The organism is Amycolatopsis silviterrae, assembly GCF_042684085.1.
GTDB lineage: Bacteria > Actinomycetota > Actinomycetes > Mycobacteriales > Pseudonocardiaceae > Amycolatopsis > Amycolatopsis silviterrae.
This window is the reverse complement of the sequence record NZ_JBHUKS010000016.1, coordinates 29614-47023: the sequence shown is the minus strand read 5'-3', so window position 1 is coordinate 47023 and position 17410 is coordinate 29614. Positions and strand designations below refer to the sequence as shown.

Annotated in this window: 16 protein-coding genes and 1 tRNA gene; 9 read left to right on the top strand and 8 right to left on the bottom strand. The window is 67.9% G+C overall.

Going from position 1 to position 17410, the window contains the following annotated elements; genetic code table 11:
• A partial coding sequence (locus ACFSVL_RS22990; protein ID WP_378307368.1) for an acyl-CoA dehydrogenase family protein occupies positions 1–214 on the top strand: 214 nt, incomplete at its 5' end.
• A gap of 123 nt (positions 215–337) precedes the next feature.
• Here the strand turns inward: ACFSVL_RS22990 and ACFSVL_RS22985 are convergent.
• The 5 genes from ACFSVL_RS22985 to ACFSVL_RS22965 all read right to left on the bottom strand — a co-directional run bounded on the left by ACFSVL_RS22985 (position 338) and on the right by ACFSVL_RS22965 (position 4269).
• Positions 338–574, bottom strand: a complete 237-nt coding sequence (locus ACFSVL_RS22985; RefSeq protein ID WP_378307827.1) for a nitroreductase/quinone reductase family protein — start codon at positions 572–574, stop codon at positions 338–340.
• Between the two features lie 15 nt (positions 575–589).
• Positions 590–1195: a cupin domain-containing protein gene (locus ACFSVL_RS22980; protein WP_378307366.1), complete on the bottom strand. Its 606-nt coding sequence runs from the start codon at positions 1193–1195 to the stop codon at positions 590–592.
• 97 nt (positions 1196–1292) lie between these two features.
• On the bottom strand, positions 1293–2222 hold the full coding sequence (locus ACFSVL_RS22975) for an alpha/beta hydrolase (protein ID WP_378307364.1): 930 nt from the start codon (positions 2220–2222) through the stop codon (positions 1293–1295).
• Positions 2223–2226: 4 nt separating this feature from the next.
• Complete coding sequence (locus ACFSVL_RS22970) at positions 2227–3306, bottom strand: alkene reductase (RefSeq protein ID WP_378307362.1); 1080 nt, start codon at positions 3304–3306, stop codon at positions 2227–2229.
• 24 nt (positions 3307–3330) lie between these two features.
• Entirely contained in the window at positions 3331–4269 is a 939-nt protein-coding gene (locus tag ACFSVL_RS22965; protein WP_378307361.1) for an NADP-dependent oxidoreductase, read from the bottom strand.
• Between the two features lie 128 nt (positions 4270–4397).
• Here ACFSVL_RS22965 and ACFSVL_RS22960 point away from each other — a divergent pair, with 128 nt between their 5' ends.
• Positions 4398–4886, top strand: coding sequence for a MarR family winged helix-turn-helix transcriptional regulator (locus ACFSVL_RS22960; protein ID WP_378307359.1), 489 nt, complete (start codon positions 4398–4400; stop codon positions 4884–4886).
• A gap of 853 nt (positions 4887–5739) precedes the next feature.
• On the opposite strand, the gene ACFSVL_RS22955 is transcribed toward ACFSVL_RS22960, so the two are convergent.
• Together ACFSVL_RS22955 and ACFSVL_RS22950 are read right to left on the bottom strand one after the other, a co-directional pair.
• Positions 5740–6324 (bottom strand): Ltp family lipoprotein, encoded by a 585-nt coding sequence (locus tag ACFSVL_RS22955; RefSeq protein ID WP_378307357.1) that lies wholly within the window; start codon positions 6322–6324, stop codon positions 5740–5742.
• Between the two features lie 595 nt (positions 6325–6919).
• Positions 6920–6993 (bottom strand) — tRNA-Leu (locus tag ACFSVL_RS22950).
• A 196-nt stretch (positions 6994–7189) separates the two neighbouring features.
• Here ACFSVL_RS22950 and ACFSVL_RS22945 point away from each other — a divergent pair.
• The 6 genes from ACFSVL_RS22945 (at position 7190) to ACFSVL_RS22920 (ending at position 13471) form a co-directional block, all read left to right on the top strand.
• The gene (locus tag ACFSVL_RS22945) at positions 7190–7804 is read left to right on the top strand and encodes an ANTAR domain-containing response regulator (protein ID WP_009079762.1); all 615 of its coding nucleotides are present in this window, start codon (positions 7190–7192) and stop codon (positions 7802–7804) included.
• Positions 7805–8422: 618 nt separating this feature from the next.
• Positions 8423–9598, top strand: a complete 1176-nt coding sequence (locus tag ACFSVL_RS22940) for a branched-chain amino acid ABC transporter substrate-binding protein (protein ID WP_378307826.1) — start codon at positions 8423–8425, stop codon at positions 9596–9598.
• Between the two features lie 97 nt (positions 9599–9695).
• Positions 9696–10703 (top strand): branched-chain amino acid ABC transporter permease, encoded by a 1008-nt coding sequence (locus ACFSVL_RS22935; RefSeq protein ID WP_378307825.1) that lies wholly within the window; start codon positions 9696–9698, stop codon positions 10701–10703.
• A complete protein-coding gene (locus ACFSVL_RS22930) occupies positions 10700–11845 on the top strand; it encodes a branched-chain amino acid ABC transporter permease (protein WP_378307355.1) in 1146 nt (381 codons plus the stop codon). Before ACFSVL_RS22935 ends, ACFSVL_RS22930 begins: the two co-directional genes overlap by 4 nt.
• The gene (locus ACFSVL_RS22925) at positions 11842–12771 is read left to right on the top strand and encodes an ABC transporter ATP-binding protein (RefSeq protein ID WP_378307353.1); all 930 of its coding nucleotides are present in this window, start codon (positions 11842–11844) and stop codon (positions 12769–12771) included. The genes ACFSVL_RS22930 and ACFSVL_RS22925 overlap by 4 nt, the downstream gene beginning before the upstream one ends.
• The gene (locus ACFSVL_RS22920; protein WP_378307351.1) at positions 12758–13471 is read left to right on the top strand and encodes an ABC transporter ATP-binding protein; all 714 of its coding nucleotides are present in this window, start codon (positions 12758–12760) and stop codon (positions 13469–13471) included. The genes ACFSVL_RS22925 and ACFSVL_RS22920 overlap by 14 nt, the downstream gene beginning before the upstream one ends.
• A gap of 438 nt (positions 13472–13909) precedes the next feature.
• Here ACFSVL_RS22920 and ACFSVL_RS22915 read toward each other — a convergent pair whose 3' ends face one another.
• Positions 13910–14350, bottom strand: a complete 441-nt coding sequence (locus ACFSVL_RS22915) for a PaaI family thioesterase (protein ID WP_378307349.1) — start codon at positions 14348–14350, stop codon at positions 13910–13912.
• Between the two features lie 62 nt (positions 14351–14412).
• On the opposite strand from ACFSVL_RS22915, the gene polA reads away from it, so the two are divergent.
• A complete protein-coding gene (gene polA, locus ACFSVL_RS22910; RefSeq protein WP_378307347.1) occupies positions 14413–17151 on the top strand; it encodes a DNA polymerase I in 2739 nt (912 codons plus the stop codon).
• The last annotated feature ends 259 nt before the right edge of the window (positions 17152–17410 follow it).

Sequence of the window (17410 nt, the reverse complement as noted above, 5' to 3'; positions counted from 1 at the left end):
CGAGGCCGGGATGGCGAAGCTGATCGCGAGCGAGTACTGCGCGGAGGTGACGCAGGAGGCGTTCCGGATCCACGGGGGTTACGGCTACTCGAAGGAATACGAGATCGAGCGTCTGATGCGCGAGGCGCCGTTCCTGTTGATCGGCGAGGGCACCAGCGAAATCCAGAAAACCATCATCAGCCGCGGCCTCCTGCGCAAACCCGGCCGATCTTAGGCGGGGCAGGTCGCGGAGTATCACGAGATCGTCAACGCTGGACGCGGCCGGCCGTTGCTTTGCGCGAAACGGTGGTCGCCGCCAAGTACGTTCGGCCACCGGCGGTGCGTCGCACGTGCCTGGTCAGCGTGCCTGGCGGTGACGAGATCGTCGTCGGGGTCGCCGTTCCCGTCCGGTGTCCGGGACGAGTGCGATCACCGGAATGACCCGGTCGGTCTTTCGCTGGTATTCGGCGAAACCGGGGTAGCGCTCGGCTTGGGCGCGGTACTTCTCGTCGCGCTCGGCTGGTTCCAGCTCGACAGCTCGTACGTTCACGGTCTGGTCGCCGACCTCGACCCGGGCGTCGGGGTTCGCGCGCAGGTTCGGTCTCCGTCGTCAGTCCGAGGTGATCCCGTCGGGGTCGTTCAGTTCGTTGCGCACGAGGGTCAGCGCGCGCAGCACCGGGCGCACGGAAGGATCGGACAGATTCATCCCCAGGTCGAACTGGATCGGTCCGGTCAACGGCTCGTCCAGCATGGCGGACAGCAGTTCTTCGAGGAGGTCGGGCGCGAAGCGCGCGGTCAGCACCCGGCAGTCGGCGCTCCAGTTCTCGAAGACCGGCCGGCCGGGGCTGATCGCGGCGCCGAACTGTTGCGCCGAGGCCTCGACCTGGGTGCTGGCGGAACCGATCCGCAGCTGGCCCGCGATCGGGACGCACAGCACGTACCGCTCCATGGGCGGCGCGGTGATGGCGACGTCGGTGCCGTAGGAAAGGTAGTTCAACCGGAGCCCGGGCAGCGCGGAACTCCAGATCTCCATGCCGAGCGGACGGCTCGAGTCGGCGATCTCCAGCCGGCCCGGCTGGTAGGTGCGCGTGATCGCGTCGACCGCTTCCTCGACATCGGTGATGCGCTGTAAGCGGCCGGTCGGTTCGGCAATGTCGAACGGCACGCTCCACGGGCTGGGCTCGCCCGTGCTCTTCGTCGACGACGTTGGCGACATCGGCTCTCACCTCGGCGGTTGGGCCCCCACGTCGCGGCATTGAGACGCGGCCGCCACGGTTGGTCGTGGCGGCTCGCGGGGAACAGCCGAAACGGGTCTACGACTTGCCGAAGGCGGCGCGAAGGTGGTCGCCGATCATGGTGATGGCGCTCCGCGCGGTCTCGACGGGCTTGACATGGGTGAAGCCGTGGTCGGAGTCGGGGAAGTCGCGGTAGCTGACCTCGATCCCGGCCGTGCGGGCGGCCTCGGCCAGTGCGTGCATCTCGGTGCGCAGCGTGTCCAGCCCGCCGGTCAGGATGAGCAGCGGCGGGAAGTCGCCCAGTTTCGGGTACTTGACCGGGGACGCGAGCGGATCTTCCAGATCGGCGTCCTGGAAGTAGGTGCGGCGGACCATCCGCGTCATCCACTGCCCGACGATCGGCCACTTGCCAGGGCTGGTGCGGCTCGCGTCCGGCAGGGACAGGTCGCCGACGGCGTACTCCAGGCTGGCGGCCACCGGTGCGGGTTCTCCGTCCCTCAGGGCTTGGACGACCACGCTGAGCGCGAGCTTGCCCCCGGCGCTCGCTCCGCCGACCGACACCCGCTGCGCGTCCCAGCCGTGCGCCTCCGCCTGCTCGCGAATCCACCGATAGGCGTCGTAACACTGGTGTTCGGCGACCGGGAAGCGGACGGCCGGGGCCACGTCGTAGTCGATGACCACTACGTAGCAGCCCACCTCGCTGGCGAGGTAACGCGCGACGTTGTCCTCCTGTTCGGGATGGCGCACCACGAACGCGCCGCCGTGCAGCAGCAGATGCACCGGCGGGCGGCACCCCTCCACGTCGGCGCGCACGGGCGAGTACAGCAGCGCCGCCATGTCGCCGTACCTGGTCGGTACCACGATGCGCTCGGGCTCGGGCACCGGTTTCGTCGCGAACTGAAGCTTCGGCGAAGAGAACAGATACCGGGCCAGGACGGGGAAAACCCCTTGGAACGTGCGGGCGAGCAGCGCGGGCCGCCACGCGATCGCCGGGTCCTTGAACGGCATGCTGCTATCCCTTGAGCGCGGGGTAGTCGGTGTAACCGCGGTGGTCGCCGCCGTAGAAGGCGGCCTTGTCGGGGGTGTTGAACGGCCCGCCCTCGGCGAGGCGGTCCGGAAGGTCGGGGTTGGCCAGGAACAGGGCTCCGAAAGCGATCAGGTCGGCGGTGCCGTCCTCGACAAGACCGAGGGAGTCCGGGCCGGTCGGTTCCGGGTGGGTGAACGGGTTGAGCACGAACACGCCCGGCCAGTCCTTGCGCAACCGCTTCGTCAGGTCGCGGTCCGGGCCCTCCAGCAGGTGCAGGTAAGCCAGTCCCAGCGGGGCGAGTGCGGCGACGAGCGAGGTGTAGGTCTGTTCCACATCGGACGGATCGGTTTCGGCGATGTCGTTCAGCGGGTTTCCGGGGGAGATGCGGAAGCCGGTGCGGTGCGCGCCGATCGCCTCGGCGACGGCCGTGGCGACCTCGACGCCGAGCCGGATCCGGCCGGCCGCCGGCCCGCCCCATCCGTCGGCGCGCCGGTTGGCGTTCGGGGCGAGGAATTGATGGATGAGGTAGCCGTTGGCGCCGTGGATCTCGACTCCGTCGAAACCCGCTTCGATCGCGTTGCGTGCGGCGGCGGCGAAGTCGGCGATCGTCTGGGCGATCTCGTCCTCGGTGAGTTCCTTCGGCGTGACGAAGTCCTTCATGCCGTCGTGGGTGAACACTTGGCCCTTCGCCGCGACCGGGGAAGGGCCGACGGGGAGCAGCCCGTCGGGCAGCAGGCTGGGGTGGCCGATCCGGCCGGTGTGCATGAGCTGGGCGAAGATCGTGCCGCCCTTGGCGTGCACGGCGTCGGTGACCTGGTGCCACCCGGCGATCTGTGCGGCGGAGTGCAGCCCGGGGGTGTCCGGGTAGCCCTGGCCGAGCACCGAGGGCTGGGTGCCTTCGGTGACGATCAGCCCGGCCGAGGCGCGCTGGGCGTAGTAGGTGGCGTTGAGTTCGGTCGGGGCCGCACCGGGCCCGTAGGCGCGGCTGCGCGTCATCGGGGCCATGGCGATGCGGTTCGGCAGGCGCTTGCCGCCCAGGTCGATCGGGTCGAACGCGGTCGTCATCGAGGGTCTTCCTTTCGGTGGTGATCAGGCGGGGGTGAGGACTGTTTTTCCGGCGAGGCGTCCGGCGGCGGCCTCGTCGTGGACGGCGGGGAGTTCGGCCATCGGGCGACGGTCGGCGACGTCGATGCGCAGCTCGCCGCGATCGACCCGGGCCACGAGTTCGGCGAGCTGATCTGCCTTGCTGAGCACGAAAACCCGTTCCGTGCGGATGCCGCGACCGGGGTTTTCCGGAGGCGGGGTGGTGGTGCTGACCAGCGCGCCTCCGTCGGAGACCAGGCCGGCGAGCGCCGCGGTCTCCTCCGGCGTGGTCGGGACCAGGTTGACCACGACGTCGAACGGAGCGCCCTCGGCAGCGAGCACGCCGTTGTCGAAGTCGAGGTAGCCAATGACGCGGTCGGCGCCCTCCTCGCGGAGGCGGGCCTCATGGCGGTGGCTCGCGGTCGCGGTGACCCGGGCTCCGGCCTGATGGGCGAGTTGCACGGCGTATCCGCCGACGGCTCCGCCAGCCCCGTTGACCAGGATCGTCTGGCCTTCGCGCAGACCGGCGAGGTCGAACAGCGCCTGCCAGGCCGTCAGCCCGCCGACGGGCAACGCGGCGGCGTCCGCCAGCTCGACCGTTCGCGGTGCGGCGGCCAAGGCGTCCGAGGGCGCGACGACGTAGTCCGCGGCAGCGCCGTCGGCGTTCATCGGCAGGAACGCCACGACGGCGTCGCCGACCCGCCATTCGTCGACCCCGCCGCCGACCTCCGCGATCGTTCCCGCGACGTCGATGCCGGGAATGTGCGGGAACTCGACGGGGAACACCTCTCGCAAGGCCCCGGCCCGGATGCCGATGTCCGCGGGGTTGAACGTGGTGCCCGCGACCTCGACCAGCACCTGGCCCTCGCCGGGAGCGGGCCGTTCGGCCTCCTCGTAGACCAGCACGTCGGCACCGCCGTATCGGTGATAGCGCACTGCCTTCATGGCCGCCTCCTTCATATGCTTCGATGTCGAAGTTGTTTTCAGGCTAGCTTGCTTTGACTTCGAAGCAAGTCTTGCGGCCGGTGAAGTGGGTCACATTGCTTCGAGTTCGAAGTAACTAAGATGGACGCATGGCAGACGCGCTGGAACCCGAGCAACTCGACACGTACTTCGCGCTCATGGAGTCGGTCAGCCTGCTGCATCACGCCGTCGAACAGCAGGTGCGCGCGGCAGGCGAGCTCAGCTACATCCAGTTCCAGCTGCTGGCGCGGCTCGCCGACGCCCCGGATCGGCAGCTGACCATGACCGCCCTCGCCGACGGCGTCGTCTATAGCCGCAGCGGCCTGACCCATCAAGCCGGCTTGCTGGAGAAGGCCGGTCTCGTCACCCGCGCCACCAGTCCCGACGACCAGCGCGCCACGTTGGTCACGATCACCCAGGCCGGGCTCGACCGGGTGGCGGCGATCCTGCCCGGTCACGTCGACGTGGTGCGCGACCTGCTGTTCGATCCACTGTCCAAAGAGGATTTAGACGTTCTAGGCGGCATCATGGGCAGGGTCCGCGACCATATGCGAGCCCAGCCTCCTCGCTCTGTTTCGACCCGCAAGCGACGCACTTGAACCGCGATTGTGCGAAATATGCCTTCATGCGGGGGGTTTCCTGACCACCGTGCTCATGCGCGGTCCATGTTCGTCCCCGCGGCCGGCCTCTGATCCGGTGGCGTGGGCCTTCGCGCCGGGTGAGCTGGAGCAAGACCGTGTCCAGTTCGGCGGAGGCGAGCTGCGCGCCGGGGTTGAGGAGTTCGGCGGCGAGCGCCTGGACGTCGAACGCGACGGGGATGGGCGAGGGCGGGCCGATGACGGGGCCGCGACCCCGAGCCGCCGGGCAGCGAGAGACTCGCGTTGGTGACGCTTGGGGTGCAGGGCGGCCCGCCGCCTTCGGCCACAAACGTTCCGCAAGACCGTCTTCGCCTACGGCCCCGCCGGGCCGGATGACGAACCGGCTCCTCGACGCTTACGGAGCATCGAACAACTTCTTCGTCGCCGAACAGATCCTCGACGGCAAGAGAAACTTGCTGCAACCCCACGACATCGCCGTTCCCGCAGGCGGGCCCGCGAATCCCCGTGCGACCGCCCCGGAAATGGAACCCTTCAGCGTCATGCAGGACGACAACATCAGCGTCACCGCGATCCACCGACGGTCTCGTCCACGAAGCGATCAACATCAAACGCTACGCAGAGCTCGGCGCGTCCGCGGACATCGACCGCCAGACGTGGGAACAGCAACTGGCCGACAGCTGCCGCGCGGCGGGATACCAAGGCGCGTACTAGATCGCGCGAGACGGAGCCGACGTTCCGATCCCGGGAGTCAAGTGACGGCGCCCGTGCGGGCACCGCGTTCCGCTCCCGCCGAACCTTGGCGTCAGCGTGGCTGAAGCCCCGGTCTGGCCCGGCGACGTTCACCCGTCGGACTTCATTTGCACGCCTTCGTCTGGTGTGCGCCGAATTTGGCCTGGGCGCTGGTGAACTGCCCGCCGTACTTTGACGACAGTTGCTGGATCAGGCCGGTGCAGGAGAACGAGGTGTAGTCCAGGTAGGACTGTGCGGCTTTGGCTGCCTGTGCGTTCCAGTCGACGTCCAGGCTGTCTACCGCTCGAGTGGCGACGTTTTTCGGGTAGCTGTCGCCGTACTTCGAGGACAGCTGGTCGATCAAGCCGTTTCGCGAGAAAGCCGTATAGCCGAGATACGACTGCGCGGACTCGCGGGCCTGCTCGACCTGGGGTGGGTACTGCGGGGCCTCGCTGGTCGGGCCTGACTCCGTTTGGGGCGGGGATGGGGGAGCCTCGCTGGTCGGGCTGGCCTGGACCAGTTGCCCGTTGACGCACGACTGTCCGGCCCGCAGCGGAGGGCACGACTCTTGCGGCGCATAGCCGGGCGTCGAAGCAGGGGCAGCAGTCGCACCGGCAGCACCGAGATCGCCCGCGTCACGATGGGAGCAGGCCGTGAGGATGACGGCCGCCGCGGCCGCTGCGGCAAAGAGGGCGACGCCCTTGATCATGCGGATACTCCTTGGCACGGGGTGTTTTGGAGTCGTGTGTGCTGCCCCGTTCGTTACGCCGGTCATATCCGCCTCGCTCGGCCCGTCCAGGCGTTCTGACCGTCGAACGGCGCGTGCTCCGGCTGTGCGATCCGGCGGTCGTCGAAGGAGACCGCGCGCTCGAGGGCGATGCCGCAGATCGGCGCTGCGAGGTAATCGACCCGGTCCGGTTGATCGGCCGCCTTCGTGATCTGGCAGCGCGCAGCGTCTCCGAATCATGGACTTGCGGACGAATGAACATTCACCGAAGGCGGTCTGCTTAGCTGTCGCTTCGCGTCCGACGGCAGCGAAGGACTTATCGCCTACGCGAGCGTCGATTTTGCGATAGCAGCGCCGTTGAGTCCCAGGAGAGCGCCAGGGCCGAAAGCTTTCGCATGTGATCCTTGCCGCGGCTTCCGGCCAGCTGAGCCCGCCCTGCAGAGCGCGGGTCTGCAGCCGACCGTCCGAGTCCCCAGGGGGTTCGAACTCACACCGGTTGACCTGCGGAAATGTCGTCGGGGTGGATACGCGGTCGCAACAGAAAGTCGCTGTCCTGCGAAAACAAGAGAATTCCGGGTGCCCCCGGTGAGATTCGAACTCACACTGGACGGGTTTTGAATCCGTTGCCTCTGCCAGTTGGGCTACGGGGGCGCAGTGCCGGAAACTCTACGGGACCCGCCCTTCCCGCCCCCGACCGGGTCCGGTGATCGACTTGGGGCCGGGGCTGGGTGTCTCCCGCCACTTCGTGGTGAACGCCATCGTGGGATCTGGATCGGTCCCGGTACGCTGGGCTCTCGCGGGTGACCGCGTGTCGAAGACGTCCCGCCGAGCCTTCAGGAGGACACCGGTGACCGAACAGGCTGCCGAGTCGAACGGCGCCGCCGCCGGCGTGCCGCAGCGACGGGTGCTCGTCGCGGAAGACGAGGCGCTCATCCGGCTCGACCTGGTGGAAATGCTGCGCGAAGAGGGCTACGAGGTGGTCGGCGAGGCCGGCGACGGCGAGGAGGCCATCGCGCTCGCCACCGACCTCAAGCCGGACCTCGTGATCCTCGATGTCAAGATGCCCAAGCTCGACGGCATCGAGGCGGCCGCGCGGATCACCGGCGACCGGATCGCGCCGGTCGTCATTCTCACCGCGTTCAGCCAGCGCGACCTCGTCGAACGGGCCCGTGACGCGGGCACCATGGCGTATCTGGTCAAACCGTTCGCCAAACGCGACCTCGTGCCCGCCATCGAGCTGGCTGTCAGCCGGTTTTCCGAGCTGCAGGCGCTCGAGGCCGAGGTCGCCGGGCTCACCGACCGGCTCGAGACCCGCAAGGTCATCGACCGGGCGAAGGGCCTGCTCATGAGCCGCCAAGGGCTCACCGAACCGGACGCGTTCCGCTGGATCCAGCGGACTGCGATGGACCGGCGCACCACGATGAAGGCCGTCGCCGAGGCGGTCGTGGAAAGCATCGGCTAAAAGCACGGCGCAGCACCCGGCGAAGCGGGCGTGACCAGGGGGTCGCGCCCGCTTTTTCGTACCCTGGCGGGGAAATCGCGGCGGAGAGTGATCGTCCGGTCCCGGAGCGCGCTCCCGGCCAGCGGGACGCCGTGCGGTTTGCCGTGTTCGTCCCGGCTCGTCGTCTCGCCCTCGAACCTGGCCGTTGACCAGCGAAAACTGCTCCGTTCAGCCGATCCGGAACCCACCCGCGCGGGTTGATCCGCCCTGCGCGAAAGGGCAAGGTTGCTACCTTGGAGGCTGGGGATCGTGGTGTCGGTCACGATGACGGAGGGGAAGTTCTTAGACTGCCCTCATCGATCGGACGGGGAGTCAAGGTCCGATCGAGGGGTGTTCGGACACGAAGAGTCATTCACTCGGTCGTTGCAATAAGACGATCGAGTGTAAATCGTCCGTTAATTCTCGTGACGACCGTCACGATGTGGATACAAGACTCGCTGTGACTCTGTGCAACACCTCACCCGGCGGCTACGTTCAGCGCCCAGTCGAAGTCCCACGCAGGGACCCGCCGTTCCGCAGGAGCGTGTCGGGTGGCATTTGGAGGAACGAGTGCAGAGAGCACGACTCACTAAGGTCATCGTGCTGGCCGCGGCGGGAGTCATCTCCCTTGGCGCCTGCTCGGCGCGGACCGGCGGTGACTCGGGTGGCGACAGCGGCGCGCCGCAGGCCGCGGCCCCGTCGGCGGCGGCGAACGCGGCGGACCCGGCCGGAGACGGCAAGGCGCAGTGCGCGCCGACCTCGATCGCCTACGCCGGCACGATCAACGGCGACAACGCGGCGCTGGGCCAGAACATCCTGAAGGGCGCGAAGCTCGCGGTCGACCAGCACAACAAGGCCAACCCCGGCTGTCAGGTCAAGCTGGAGCAGTTCGACACCGAGGGCACCCCGGACAAGGCACCGGGCATCGTGACCCAGGTCGTCAACACCCCGGCCATCCTCGGTGTCATCGGCCTGCCGTTCTCCGGCGAATCGAAGGCCGCGGGCAACATCTTCAACAGCGCGGGTCTGGTTTCGATCACGCCCTCGGCGACCGACCCGAGCCTGTCCACGAACGGCTGGAAGACTTTCTTCCGCGGGCTGGGCAATGACAACACGCAGGGCCCGGCCGCCGCGAAGTTCATCACCGGCGACCTCAAGGCCAACAAGGTCTGCGTGATCAAGGACGACTCCCAGTACGGCACCGGCCTGTTCGAGGCGACCACCAAGGCACTCGGCGACAAGGCGTCCTGCACCGACCAGGTCAAGAGCAAGCAGACCGACTTCTCCGCCGTGGTCAACAAGATCAAGAACGAGAAGCCGGACGCGGTCTTCTACGCCGGCTACTACCGGGAAGCCGCTCCGCTCGCGCAGCAGCTGAACGACGCTCAGGTCAAGGCGAAGTTCGTCGGCCCGGACGGCGTGAAGGACGACCAGTTCGTGAAGGGCGCGGGCGACGCCGCGGCCAGCGCGTACTTCACCTGCCCGTGCGTCCCGGCGGACCAGTTCACCAAGTTCACCGACGCGTACAAGGCGGCGACCGGAGTCGAGCCGGGCACCTACTCGCCGGAGGCCTACGACATCGCGACGATCCTGCTGAAGGGCATCGACGCGGGCAAGAAGGACCGCGCGGGCCTGCTGGACTTCGTCAAGACCTACGACAACCAGGGCATCACGAAGCACTTCAAGTGGGACGACAAGGGCGAGCTTCCCGTCGCCGCGGTGTGGACCTACAAGGTGGACAACGGAAAGATCGTCCGCAACACCGAGATCAAGTAGCTCCCCGCTCAGCCGGTTCCAGATACCGGGGTGCGGGCCGGGCGGCCAGATCCCGCCGGGCCCGCACCCCGGACCCACATGGAGAACTAGTGTGTCGATGACCCACCTCGGCTCCCTCGTCCTTGCCGACGGCGGAGGCTGGATCCACTTCGACGTGGATTCGTTCCTGAACCAGTTCTGGGACAACACGATCGACGGTTTGTCCTACGGCAGCATCTACGCGCTCGTGGCGCTGGGCTACACCCTCGTCTACGGCGTGCTCAAACTCATCAACTTCGCCCACTCCGAGGTCTTCATCTACGGTGCCTACGGGGTGTGGTTCACCTTCTACGGCTTGGGTTTCCGGCCCGGCGCGACGCCGGATCTGCCGATCTTCGAGCTGGTCGGATTCCTGCTGCTCGCGCTGATCGCGGCGATGGCGGTGTCCGGCGGCACCGCGGTCGTGCTGGAACGCGTGGCCTACCGGCCGTTGCGGAAACGCAAAGCGCCCAGGCTGGTCTTCCTGATCACCGCCATCGGCGCCTCGTTCGTGCTGCAGCAGCTCATCTTCATCTGGCGCGGCGGCAACCCGGAGAACAGCATCCGCTTGCTGCGCAACGACGAAGTGTTCACGATCTTCGGCGGCAGCGTCACGATCGTCACCATCATCACCGTGGTCGCCGCGATCCTGCTGATGGTCGGCGTGGACATGTTCGTCAACCGCACCAAGTTCGGCCGCGGCATCCGCGCGGTGGCGCAGGACCCGGACACCGCGACGCTGATGGGCGTCAACAAGGAACGCGTCATCACCCTGACGTTCCTCATCGGCGGTCTGCTGGCCGGCGCGGCGGCGCTGTTCTACATGATGAAAATCCCGCAGGGCGCCTGGTACCAGGGCGGCTTCATCCTCGGCATCAAGGCGTTCACCGCCGCGGTGCTCGGCGGCATCGGCAACCTGCGCGGCGCGCTGCTCGGCGGCCTGCTGCTCGGGGTCGTGGAGAACTACGGGCAGTCGCTGTTCGGAGGAGAATGGCGCGACGTCGTCGCGTTCGTCCTGCTGGTGCTGATCCTGATGCTCCGCCCGACCGGCATTCTCGGCGAATCGCTCGGAAAGGCACGGGTATGACGACGACTACGACGCCGCCCGCCGCCCCGGCGAAGGCGCGCCGCCGTCCGGTTTCGGAGTGGTGGAACAAACTGTCCCGGGTCCAGCAGTGGGGCGTGCTCATTCCGCTGGTGGCGCTGGTCTACCTGCTGCCGGTGCTGAACCCGCCGCTGATCACCACCCAGCCCGGCTACGACTTCCCGATCGCGATGTTCGAAGTGGCCCGCTACGCGCTGGTCGCCATCGGGCTCAACATCGTGGTCGGCCAGGCGGGCCTGCTCGATCTCGGCTACGTCGGGTTCTTCGCGATCGGCGCCTACGTGATGGCGCTGTTCACGAGTCCGGATTCGGCGCTGTCGAAACTGCCGTTCCTCGTCGTGCTGCCGATCGCCATGGTGGTCACGATGATCTTCGGCGTGATTCTCGGGACGCCGACACTGCGATTGCGCGGTGACTATCTGGCGATCGTCACGCTCGGCTTCGGCGAGATCGTCCGTCTGCTGGCGGACAACATCGAACCGTTGCGCGGCAACCGCGGCTTCCAGGGCGTCGGGCATCCGCCGGGCACGAACGCCGACGGCAGCCCGTTGTTCACCAACACCAACGGCACTCCGTGGTACTGGCTCTGCGTCACGATCATCATCGTGATCCTGTTCGTGGTCGGGAACCTGGAGCGCAGCCGCGTCGGCCGCGCGTGGGTCGCGATCCGCGACGACGAGGACGCGGCCGAGATCATGGGCGTGCCGACGTTCAAGTTCAAGATCTGGGCGTTCGTCGGCGGCGCGGCGGTCGGCGGTCTTTCCGGCGCGCTGTATGCCGGGCAGCTGGGCTTCGTGAACAACCAGAAGTTCGACGTGGTCACGTCGATGCTGTTCCTGGCCGCGGTCATTCTCGGCGGCGCGGGCAACAAGGTCGGTGTGCTGCTGGGCGCGATTGTGGTGGCGTACGTGCCGCTGCGGTTCCAGGCGATCGCCGAGTACAAGTACCTGATTTTCGGCCTGGCGCTGATCATCCTGATGATCTTTCGCCCGCAGGGCCTGCTCGGCGCGCGGCAGCGGCTGCTGGCGTACGGCAGGCAGGCGTACCAGCGGCTGCTCGGCAAGGGCGAACAGGTCAGCAGCGACGGTTCGCTGGCGTCGGACAACCGGGGGGAGAGGGCATGACGGTCCCTGGCAACGGAAACGGGCCCGAGGTCCCGGCCGAAGGCGGCCTCGTGGCCGAGGTCGCGAACATGACCGCCGAGGAGCTCGCCGAGCACGAGGCCGAGGTCGCCGAGGCCGTCGCGCCGGACCGGGAGATCCAGGCCGAGGTCGGGCAGACGCTGCTCAAGGTCGACGACGTCACCGTCCGCTTCGGCGGACTGGTGGCGCTGGACTCGGTGTCGTTCGAGATCCGGCGCGGCGAGATCCTCGGCCTGATCGGGCCGAACGGCGCGGGCAAGACCACCTGCTTCAACGCGATGACCGGCGTCTACCGGCCGTCCTCGGGGCAGGTGCTGCTCGAGGACAAGCCGCTCGGCAAGACGTCGCGGCACGGGATCACCCAGCTCGGCATCGCCAGGACGTTCCAGAACATCCGGCTGTTCTCCGAGATGACCGCGCTGGAGAACGTGGTCGTCGGCACCGACGCACGGCACAAGACGAGCCTGCTCGGCGCTCTCCTGCGGGTCCCTCGGCACCACCACGAGGAGAAGCAGGCGATCGAGAAGGCCATGGCGCTGCTGGAATTCGTCGGCATCGCCGACCGGGCCGCGGACCGCGCGAAGAACCTGCCGTACGGCTATCAGCGGCGGCTGGAGATCGCGCGGGCGCTCGCCACCGAGCCCAAGCTGCTGTGCCTCGACGAGCCTGCCGCCGGGTTCAACCCGGCGGAAAAGGAAGAGCTCATGGGGCTGATCCGGACGATCCGCGACGACGGCTACACCGTCCTGCTGATCGAACACGACATGAAGCTCGTCATGGGCGTCACCGACCGGATCGTGGTGCTGGAATTCGGCAAGAAGATCGCCGACGGGCTGCCTTCCGAGATCCGGGAGAACCCCGCCGTGATCGCCGCTTACCTGGGGGTTCCCGACGATGACGTTGCTTGAGCTTTCCGACGTTTCCGTCCACTACGGGCGGATCCAGGCCGTGTCCGGGCTGTCGATCACGGTCGACGAGGGAGAAATCGTCACGCTGATCGGGGCGAACGGCGCAGGGAAATCGACCACGATGCGGGCGATCTCCGGGATCCGGCCGATTTCCGGCGGGGCCATCCGGTTCGCGGGCGAGGACATTTCCCGGCTGCGCGGCGATTTGCGGGTGGTGCGCGGGATTTCCCAGGCTCCGGAGGGGCGGGGGATTTTCCCGGGCATGACGGTGCTGGAGAATCTGGACATGGGCGCTTATGCGCGCAAGGACCGGAAGAATCTGCAGCCTGATTTTGATCGGGTGTTCGAGTTGTTTCCGCGGCTGGCTGAGCGGAAGACTCAGGTGGGCGGGACGATGTCCGGTGGCGAGCAGCAGATGCTGGCTATTGGGCGGGCGTTGATGGCGAAGCCTCGGCTGTTGTTGCTGGACGAGCCTTCGATGGGGTTGGCGCCGCAGTTTATTCAGCAGATTTTCCGGATTATCACGGAGATCAATCGGCAGGGGACGACGGTGCTGCTGGTTGAGCAGAATGCGCAGCAGGCGTTGTCTCGGGCGCATCGGGCTTATGTGCTGGAGACTGGGCAGATCACCAAGACTGGTACTGGGCAGGAGTTGCTGGCTGATACCAGTATCAAGGAGGCTTATCTCGGGGTGGGGTGATTTCCGGCGGTTGGTCCTGGGGACCAGCGTTGCGTTATGCACCCCGAAGCCTGATTGTGACTACGGCGCGGGGGTGTTTGTCAAGGCGGGAAAGATGCCTTGACAAACACCCCCGCGCCGCGTTTTTGGCTTCGTATCGGGGTGCGGGGGAGGGACTGGGTGCCTGGCTGGGTGGGTGCTTTGGTGGCGGTTCCTGGTGGGGCTGGGGCTAGCGCCCCAATGTGGCATTGGGTGCATCTGACGCAACCAATGCCACATTGGGTGCATGCGACGCACCCAATGTGGCATTGGGGCGCATCGGCGGCGGCCAAAGTCCGTGAAGGGGTCCTTGAGGGAATCTGGTTCCGTGAAGGGTCCCCTCACGTCTTCGGGTGTCCGTGAGGGGAATCCTGAGGGAATCAGAGTCCGTGAGGGTTCCCCTCACGGACTCCGCGAAACTCAGGCGCCTGGCGGGCGGTCCCGGACGACGCAGGTGAGGCGGGCCGTGCAGGTGCGGCGGCCTTCGTCGTCGGTCAGCACGATCTCGGCGGTGATGGTCCCGCGCCCGACGTGCAGCGGGGTCGCGACGCCGGTGACGGTGCCGGAGCGGACTGCGCGGTGATGGGTGCAGGAGAGTTCCAGGCCCATCGCGGCGCGTTCGGGGCCCGCGTTGAGGGCGGCCAGCACCGAGCCCAGGGCTTCGGCGACGGTGGCGTTCGCGCCGCCGTGGAGGAGGCCGTAGGGCTGGAGGTTGCCTTCGACGGGGATCGTGCCGACGACCCGCTCGGGTGTCAGCTCGACGAGCTTCAGCCCGATCTTGTCGTTCAGCTGCTGGCCTGCGGCCGCGGGGTCTACGCCCCCGAACTGGCCCGGCGCGATTTCCGCCGTCTGTTCGGTCACTCTCTGCTCCTCAACCTATGCGACACGCAAGAGTGTCGGACCCTCACCCTAGACTCGCCCCCGTGAGCCCGAGTGAGAACCAAACCGTTGCCAAGACCACAGGCGCCGCCGGTGCGCAGGAACGCCCCCGGCTGCTGCTGATCGACGGCCATTCGATGGCCTATCGCGCCTTCTTCGCCCTGCCCGCGGAGAATTTCCGCACGAAGACCGGGCAGGTCACCAACGCGGTCTTCGGCTTCACCTCGATGCTCATCAACCTGCTGCGCGACGAGAAGCCGACGCATCTCGCGGTGGCCTTCGACCTCTCGCGCAAGACCTTCCGGTCGGAGACGTACGCCGACTACAAGGCCAACCGCAGCGCCACGCCGGACGAGTTCCGCGGCCAGGTCGACCTGGTCAAAGAGGTGCTCGACGTGCTCGGCATCCCTTCGCTCACGAAGGAGAACTACGAGGCCGACGACGTCATCGCGACCCTCACCACGCAGGCGGGCGAGGATTACGACGTCCTCATCTGTACCGGCGACCGCGACGCGTTGCAGCTCGTCACCGATCGGGTGACCGTGCTCTACCCGAAGCGGGGGGTCTCCGACCTCGTGCGGTTCACCCCGGACGCGGTCGAAGAGAAATACGGCCTCACCCCGGTCCAGTATCCGGACTTCGCGGCGCTGCGCGGCGACCCGTCGGACAACCTGCCCGGCATCCCCGGCGTGGGGGAGAAGACCGCGGCCAAGTGGATCCGGCAGTTCGGCACGCTGGCCGACCTGATCGACCGGGTCGACGAGGTCAAGGGCAAGGTCGGCGACGCGCTGCGGGAGCACCTGTCCTCGGTCCAGCTCAACCGGCAGCTCACCGAGCTGGTCCGGGACGTGCCGCTGGAGTCCGTGCCGGACCAGCTGGAGCTGCGCCCGTGGAACCGCGAGGAGGTGCACCGGCTCTTCGACGAGCTGGAGTTCCGCGTGCTGCGCGACCGGCTTTTCGACACCCTGAGCAGCGCCGAACCGGAGGCCGAGGAGGGCTTCGAGGTGTCCGGCTCCGCGCTCGCGCCGGGCACGCTCGGCGCGTGGCTCGAAGCGCACGCCGGCGCGGCCGAACCGGTGGCGTTGTCGTTCCGGGCGACCGGCGCGTCGGTCCGCTCCGACCTCAAGGCGGTCGCCTTCGCGGCGTCCGACGGCGAGGGCGCGTACGTGGACGTCACCGCGATGGACGAGGCGGACGACCGGGCGCTGTCGGCGTGGCTGGCGGACCCGAAGATCCGCAAGATCGGCCACGACCTGAAGGTGCCGCTGCACGCGGTGCGCGCCCGCGGCTGGACGTTCGGCGGGCTCAGCATGGACACCGCGCTCGCCGCGTACCTCGCGCGGCCGGGGCAGCGCACGTTCGGGCTGGACGACCTGGCCCTGCGCTACCTGCACCGCGAGCTGCGCTCGGACGCCGCGGACGGCGACGGCCAGCTGTCCCTGCTCGACGGCGGCGCGGACGAGCTGGAGCAGAAGGAAATCTCCGCCGAACTGGTGAAGGCGCGGGCGATCTTCGAGCTGGCCGGGGCGCTTTCCACCGAGCTGGAGGAGCTGGGCGGCGCGAAGCTGCTGGCCGAGCTGGAACTGCCGCTGCTGGAAGTGATCACCGAACTGGAGGCGGCGGGCATCGCGGTCGACGTCGACCAGCTCACCGAGCTGGAGGCGCACTACCTCAGCCGCGTCACGCAGGCCGCGGACTCCGCGTACGAGGTCATCGGCAAGCAGATCAACCTCGGTTCGCCGAAGCAACTGCAGGTCGTGCTGTTCGACGAGCTGGGCATGCCGAAGACCAAGCGCACCAAGACCGGCTACACCACCGACGCCGACGCGCTGCAGTCGCTGTTCGAGAAGACCGAGCACCCGTTCCTGCAGCACATGCTGGAACACCGCGACGCGACCCGGCTGCGCACCACGGTCGAGGGCCTGATCAAGTCGGTCGCCGACGACGGGCGCATCCACACCACGCTGCAGCAGACGATCGCGGCCACCGGACGGCTGTCGTCGGTCGAGCCGAACCTGCAGAACATCCCGGTGCGCACCGAGGAAGGCAGGCGCATCCGGGACGCGTTCGTGGTCGGCGACGGGTACGCGGAGCTGATGACCGCGGACTACAGCCAGATCGAAATGCGGATCATGGCGCACCTGTCGAAGGACGAGGGGCTCATCGAGGCCTTCAACAGCGGCGAGGACCTGCACACGTTCGTGGCGTCGCGCGCGTTTTCCGTGCCTGCCGCGGAAATCACGCCGGAGCAGCGGTACCGGGTCAAGGCGATGTCGTACGGGCTGGCGTACGGCCTGTCGGCGTACGGCCTGTCGCAGCAGCTGAAGATCTCGACGGAAGACGCGAAAGAGCAGATGGAGGCGTACTTCTCGCGGTTCGGCGGGGTGCGCGACTACCTGCAGTCGGTCGTCGGCGAGGCGGCGAAGCGCGGTTACACGGAGACGATCTTCGGCCGCCGCCGCTACCTGCCGGACCTGAACAGCGACAACCGCCAGCGCCGCGAAATGGCCGAGCGGATGGCGTTGAACGCGCCGATCCAGGGCAGCGCGGCGGACATCATCAAGGTGGCGATGCTGAACGTGCACCGCGCACTCGCCGAGGCCGGTTCGCGCAGCCGCGTTCTGCTGCAGGTGCACGACGAACTGGTGCTGGAAATCGCCGACGGCGAACGCGGGGACGTCGAGAAGCTGGTCCGCGAGGGCATGGGCTCGGCGGCGGAACTGGCGGTGCCGCTGGAGGTTTCGGTCGGATACGGGCGGTCGTGGAACGAGGCCGCGCACTGAGCTGAGCCGGACTGGGCCGCGGTTTTCGCGGTGGGAAACGGAATCGGCGGCGGATTCGGCCGGGCGAGCGCGGATCAGGGGTGAGGTTCGTGCTCGCCGGTCGGGTGGCTCGCGCCGGAGCGGTGAGGTTGAGGTGCGTGGCTGGCCGGGTTCGCGCCGGAGCAGCGGGCCGAGTGCCTGGAAGCGTCTGGCATCCAGGCGCGAGAAGGCCGAAGGGCACGGCTGCCTCGGGGCGCATCCGGGCGCGGCGACCTCGAAG

Coding starts and splice junctions, on each gene's coding strand:
- ACFSVL_RS22920 (WP_378307351.1), top strand. CDS start 12,758: ATGACGTTGCTTGAGCTTTCCGACGTTTCCGTCCACTACGGGCGGATC.
- ACFSVL_RS22965 (WP_378307361.1), bottom strand. CDS start 4,269: ATGAAGGCAGTGCGCTATCACCGATACGGCGGTGCCGACGTGCTGGTC.
- ACFSVL_RS22930 (WP_378307355.1), top strand. CDS start 10,700: ATGACGACGACTACGACGCCGCCCGCCGCCCCGGCGAAGGCGCGCCGC.
- ACFSVL_RS22960 (WP_378307359.1), top strand. CDS start 4,398: ATGGCAGACGCGCTGGAACCCGAGCAACTCGACACGTACTTCGCGCTC.
- ACFSVL_RS22975 (WP_378307364.1), bottom strand. CDS start 2,222: ATGCCGTTCAAGGACCCGGCGATCGCGTGGCGGCCCGCGCTGCTCGCC.
- ACFSVL_RS22970 (WP_378307362.1), bottom strand. CDS start 3,306: ATGACGACCGCGTTCGACCCGATCGACCTGGGCGGCAAGCGCCTGCCG.
- ACFSVL_RS22935 (WP_378307825.1), top strand. CDS start 9,696: ATGACCCACCTCGGCTCCCTCGTCCTTGCCGACGGCGGAGGCTGGATC.
- ACFSVL_RS22955 (WP_378307357.1), bottom strand. CDS start 6,324: ATGATCAAGGGCGTCGCCCTCTTTGCCGCAGCGGCCGCGGCGGCCGTC.
- ACFSVL_RS22925 (WP_378307353.1), top strand. CDS start 11,842: ATGACGGTCCCTGGCAACGGAAACGGGCCCGAGGTCCCGGCCGAAGGC.
- ACFSVL_RS22980 (WP_378307366.1), bottom strand. CDS start 1,195: ATGTCGCCAACGTCGTCGACGAAGAGCACGGGCGAGCCCAGCCCGTGG.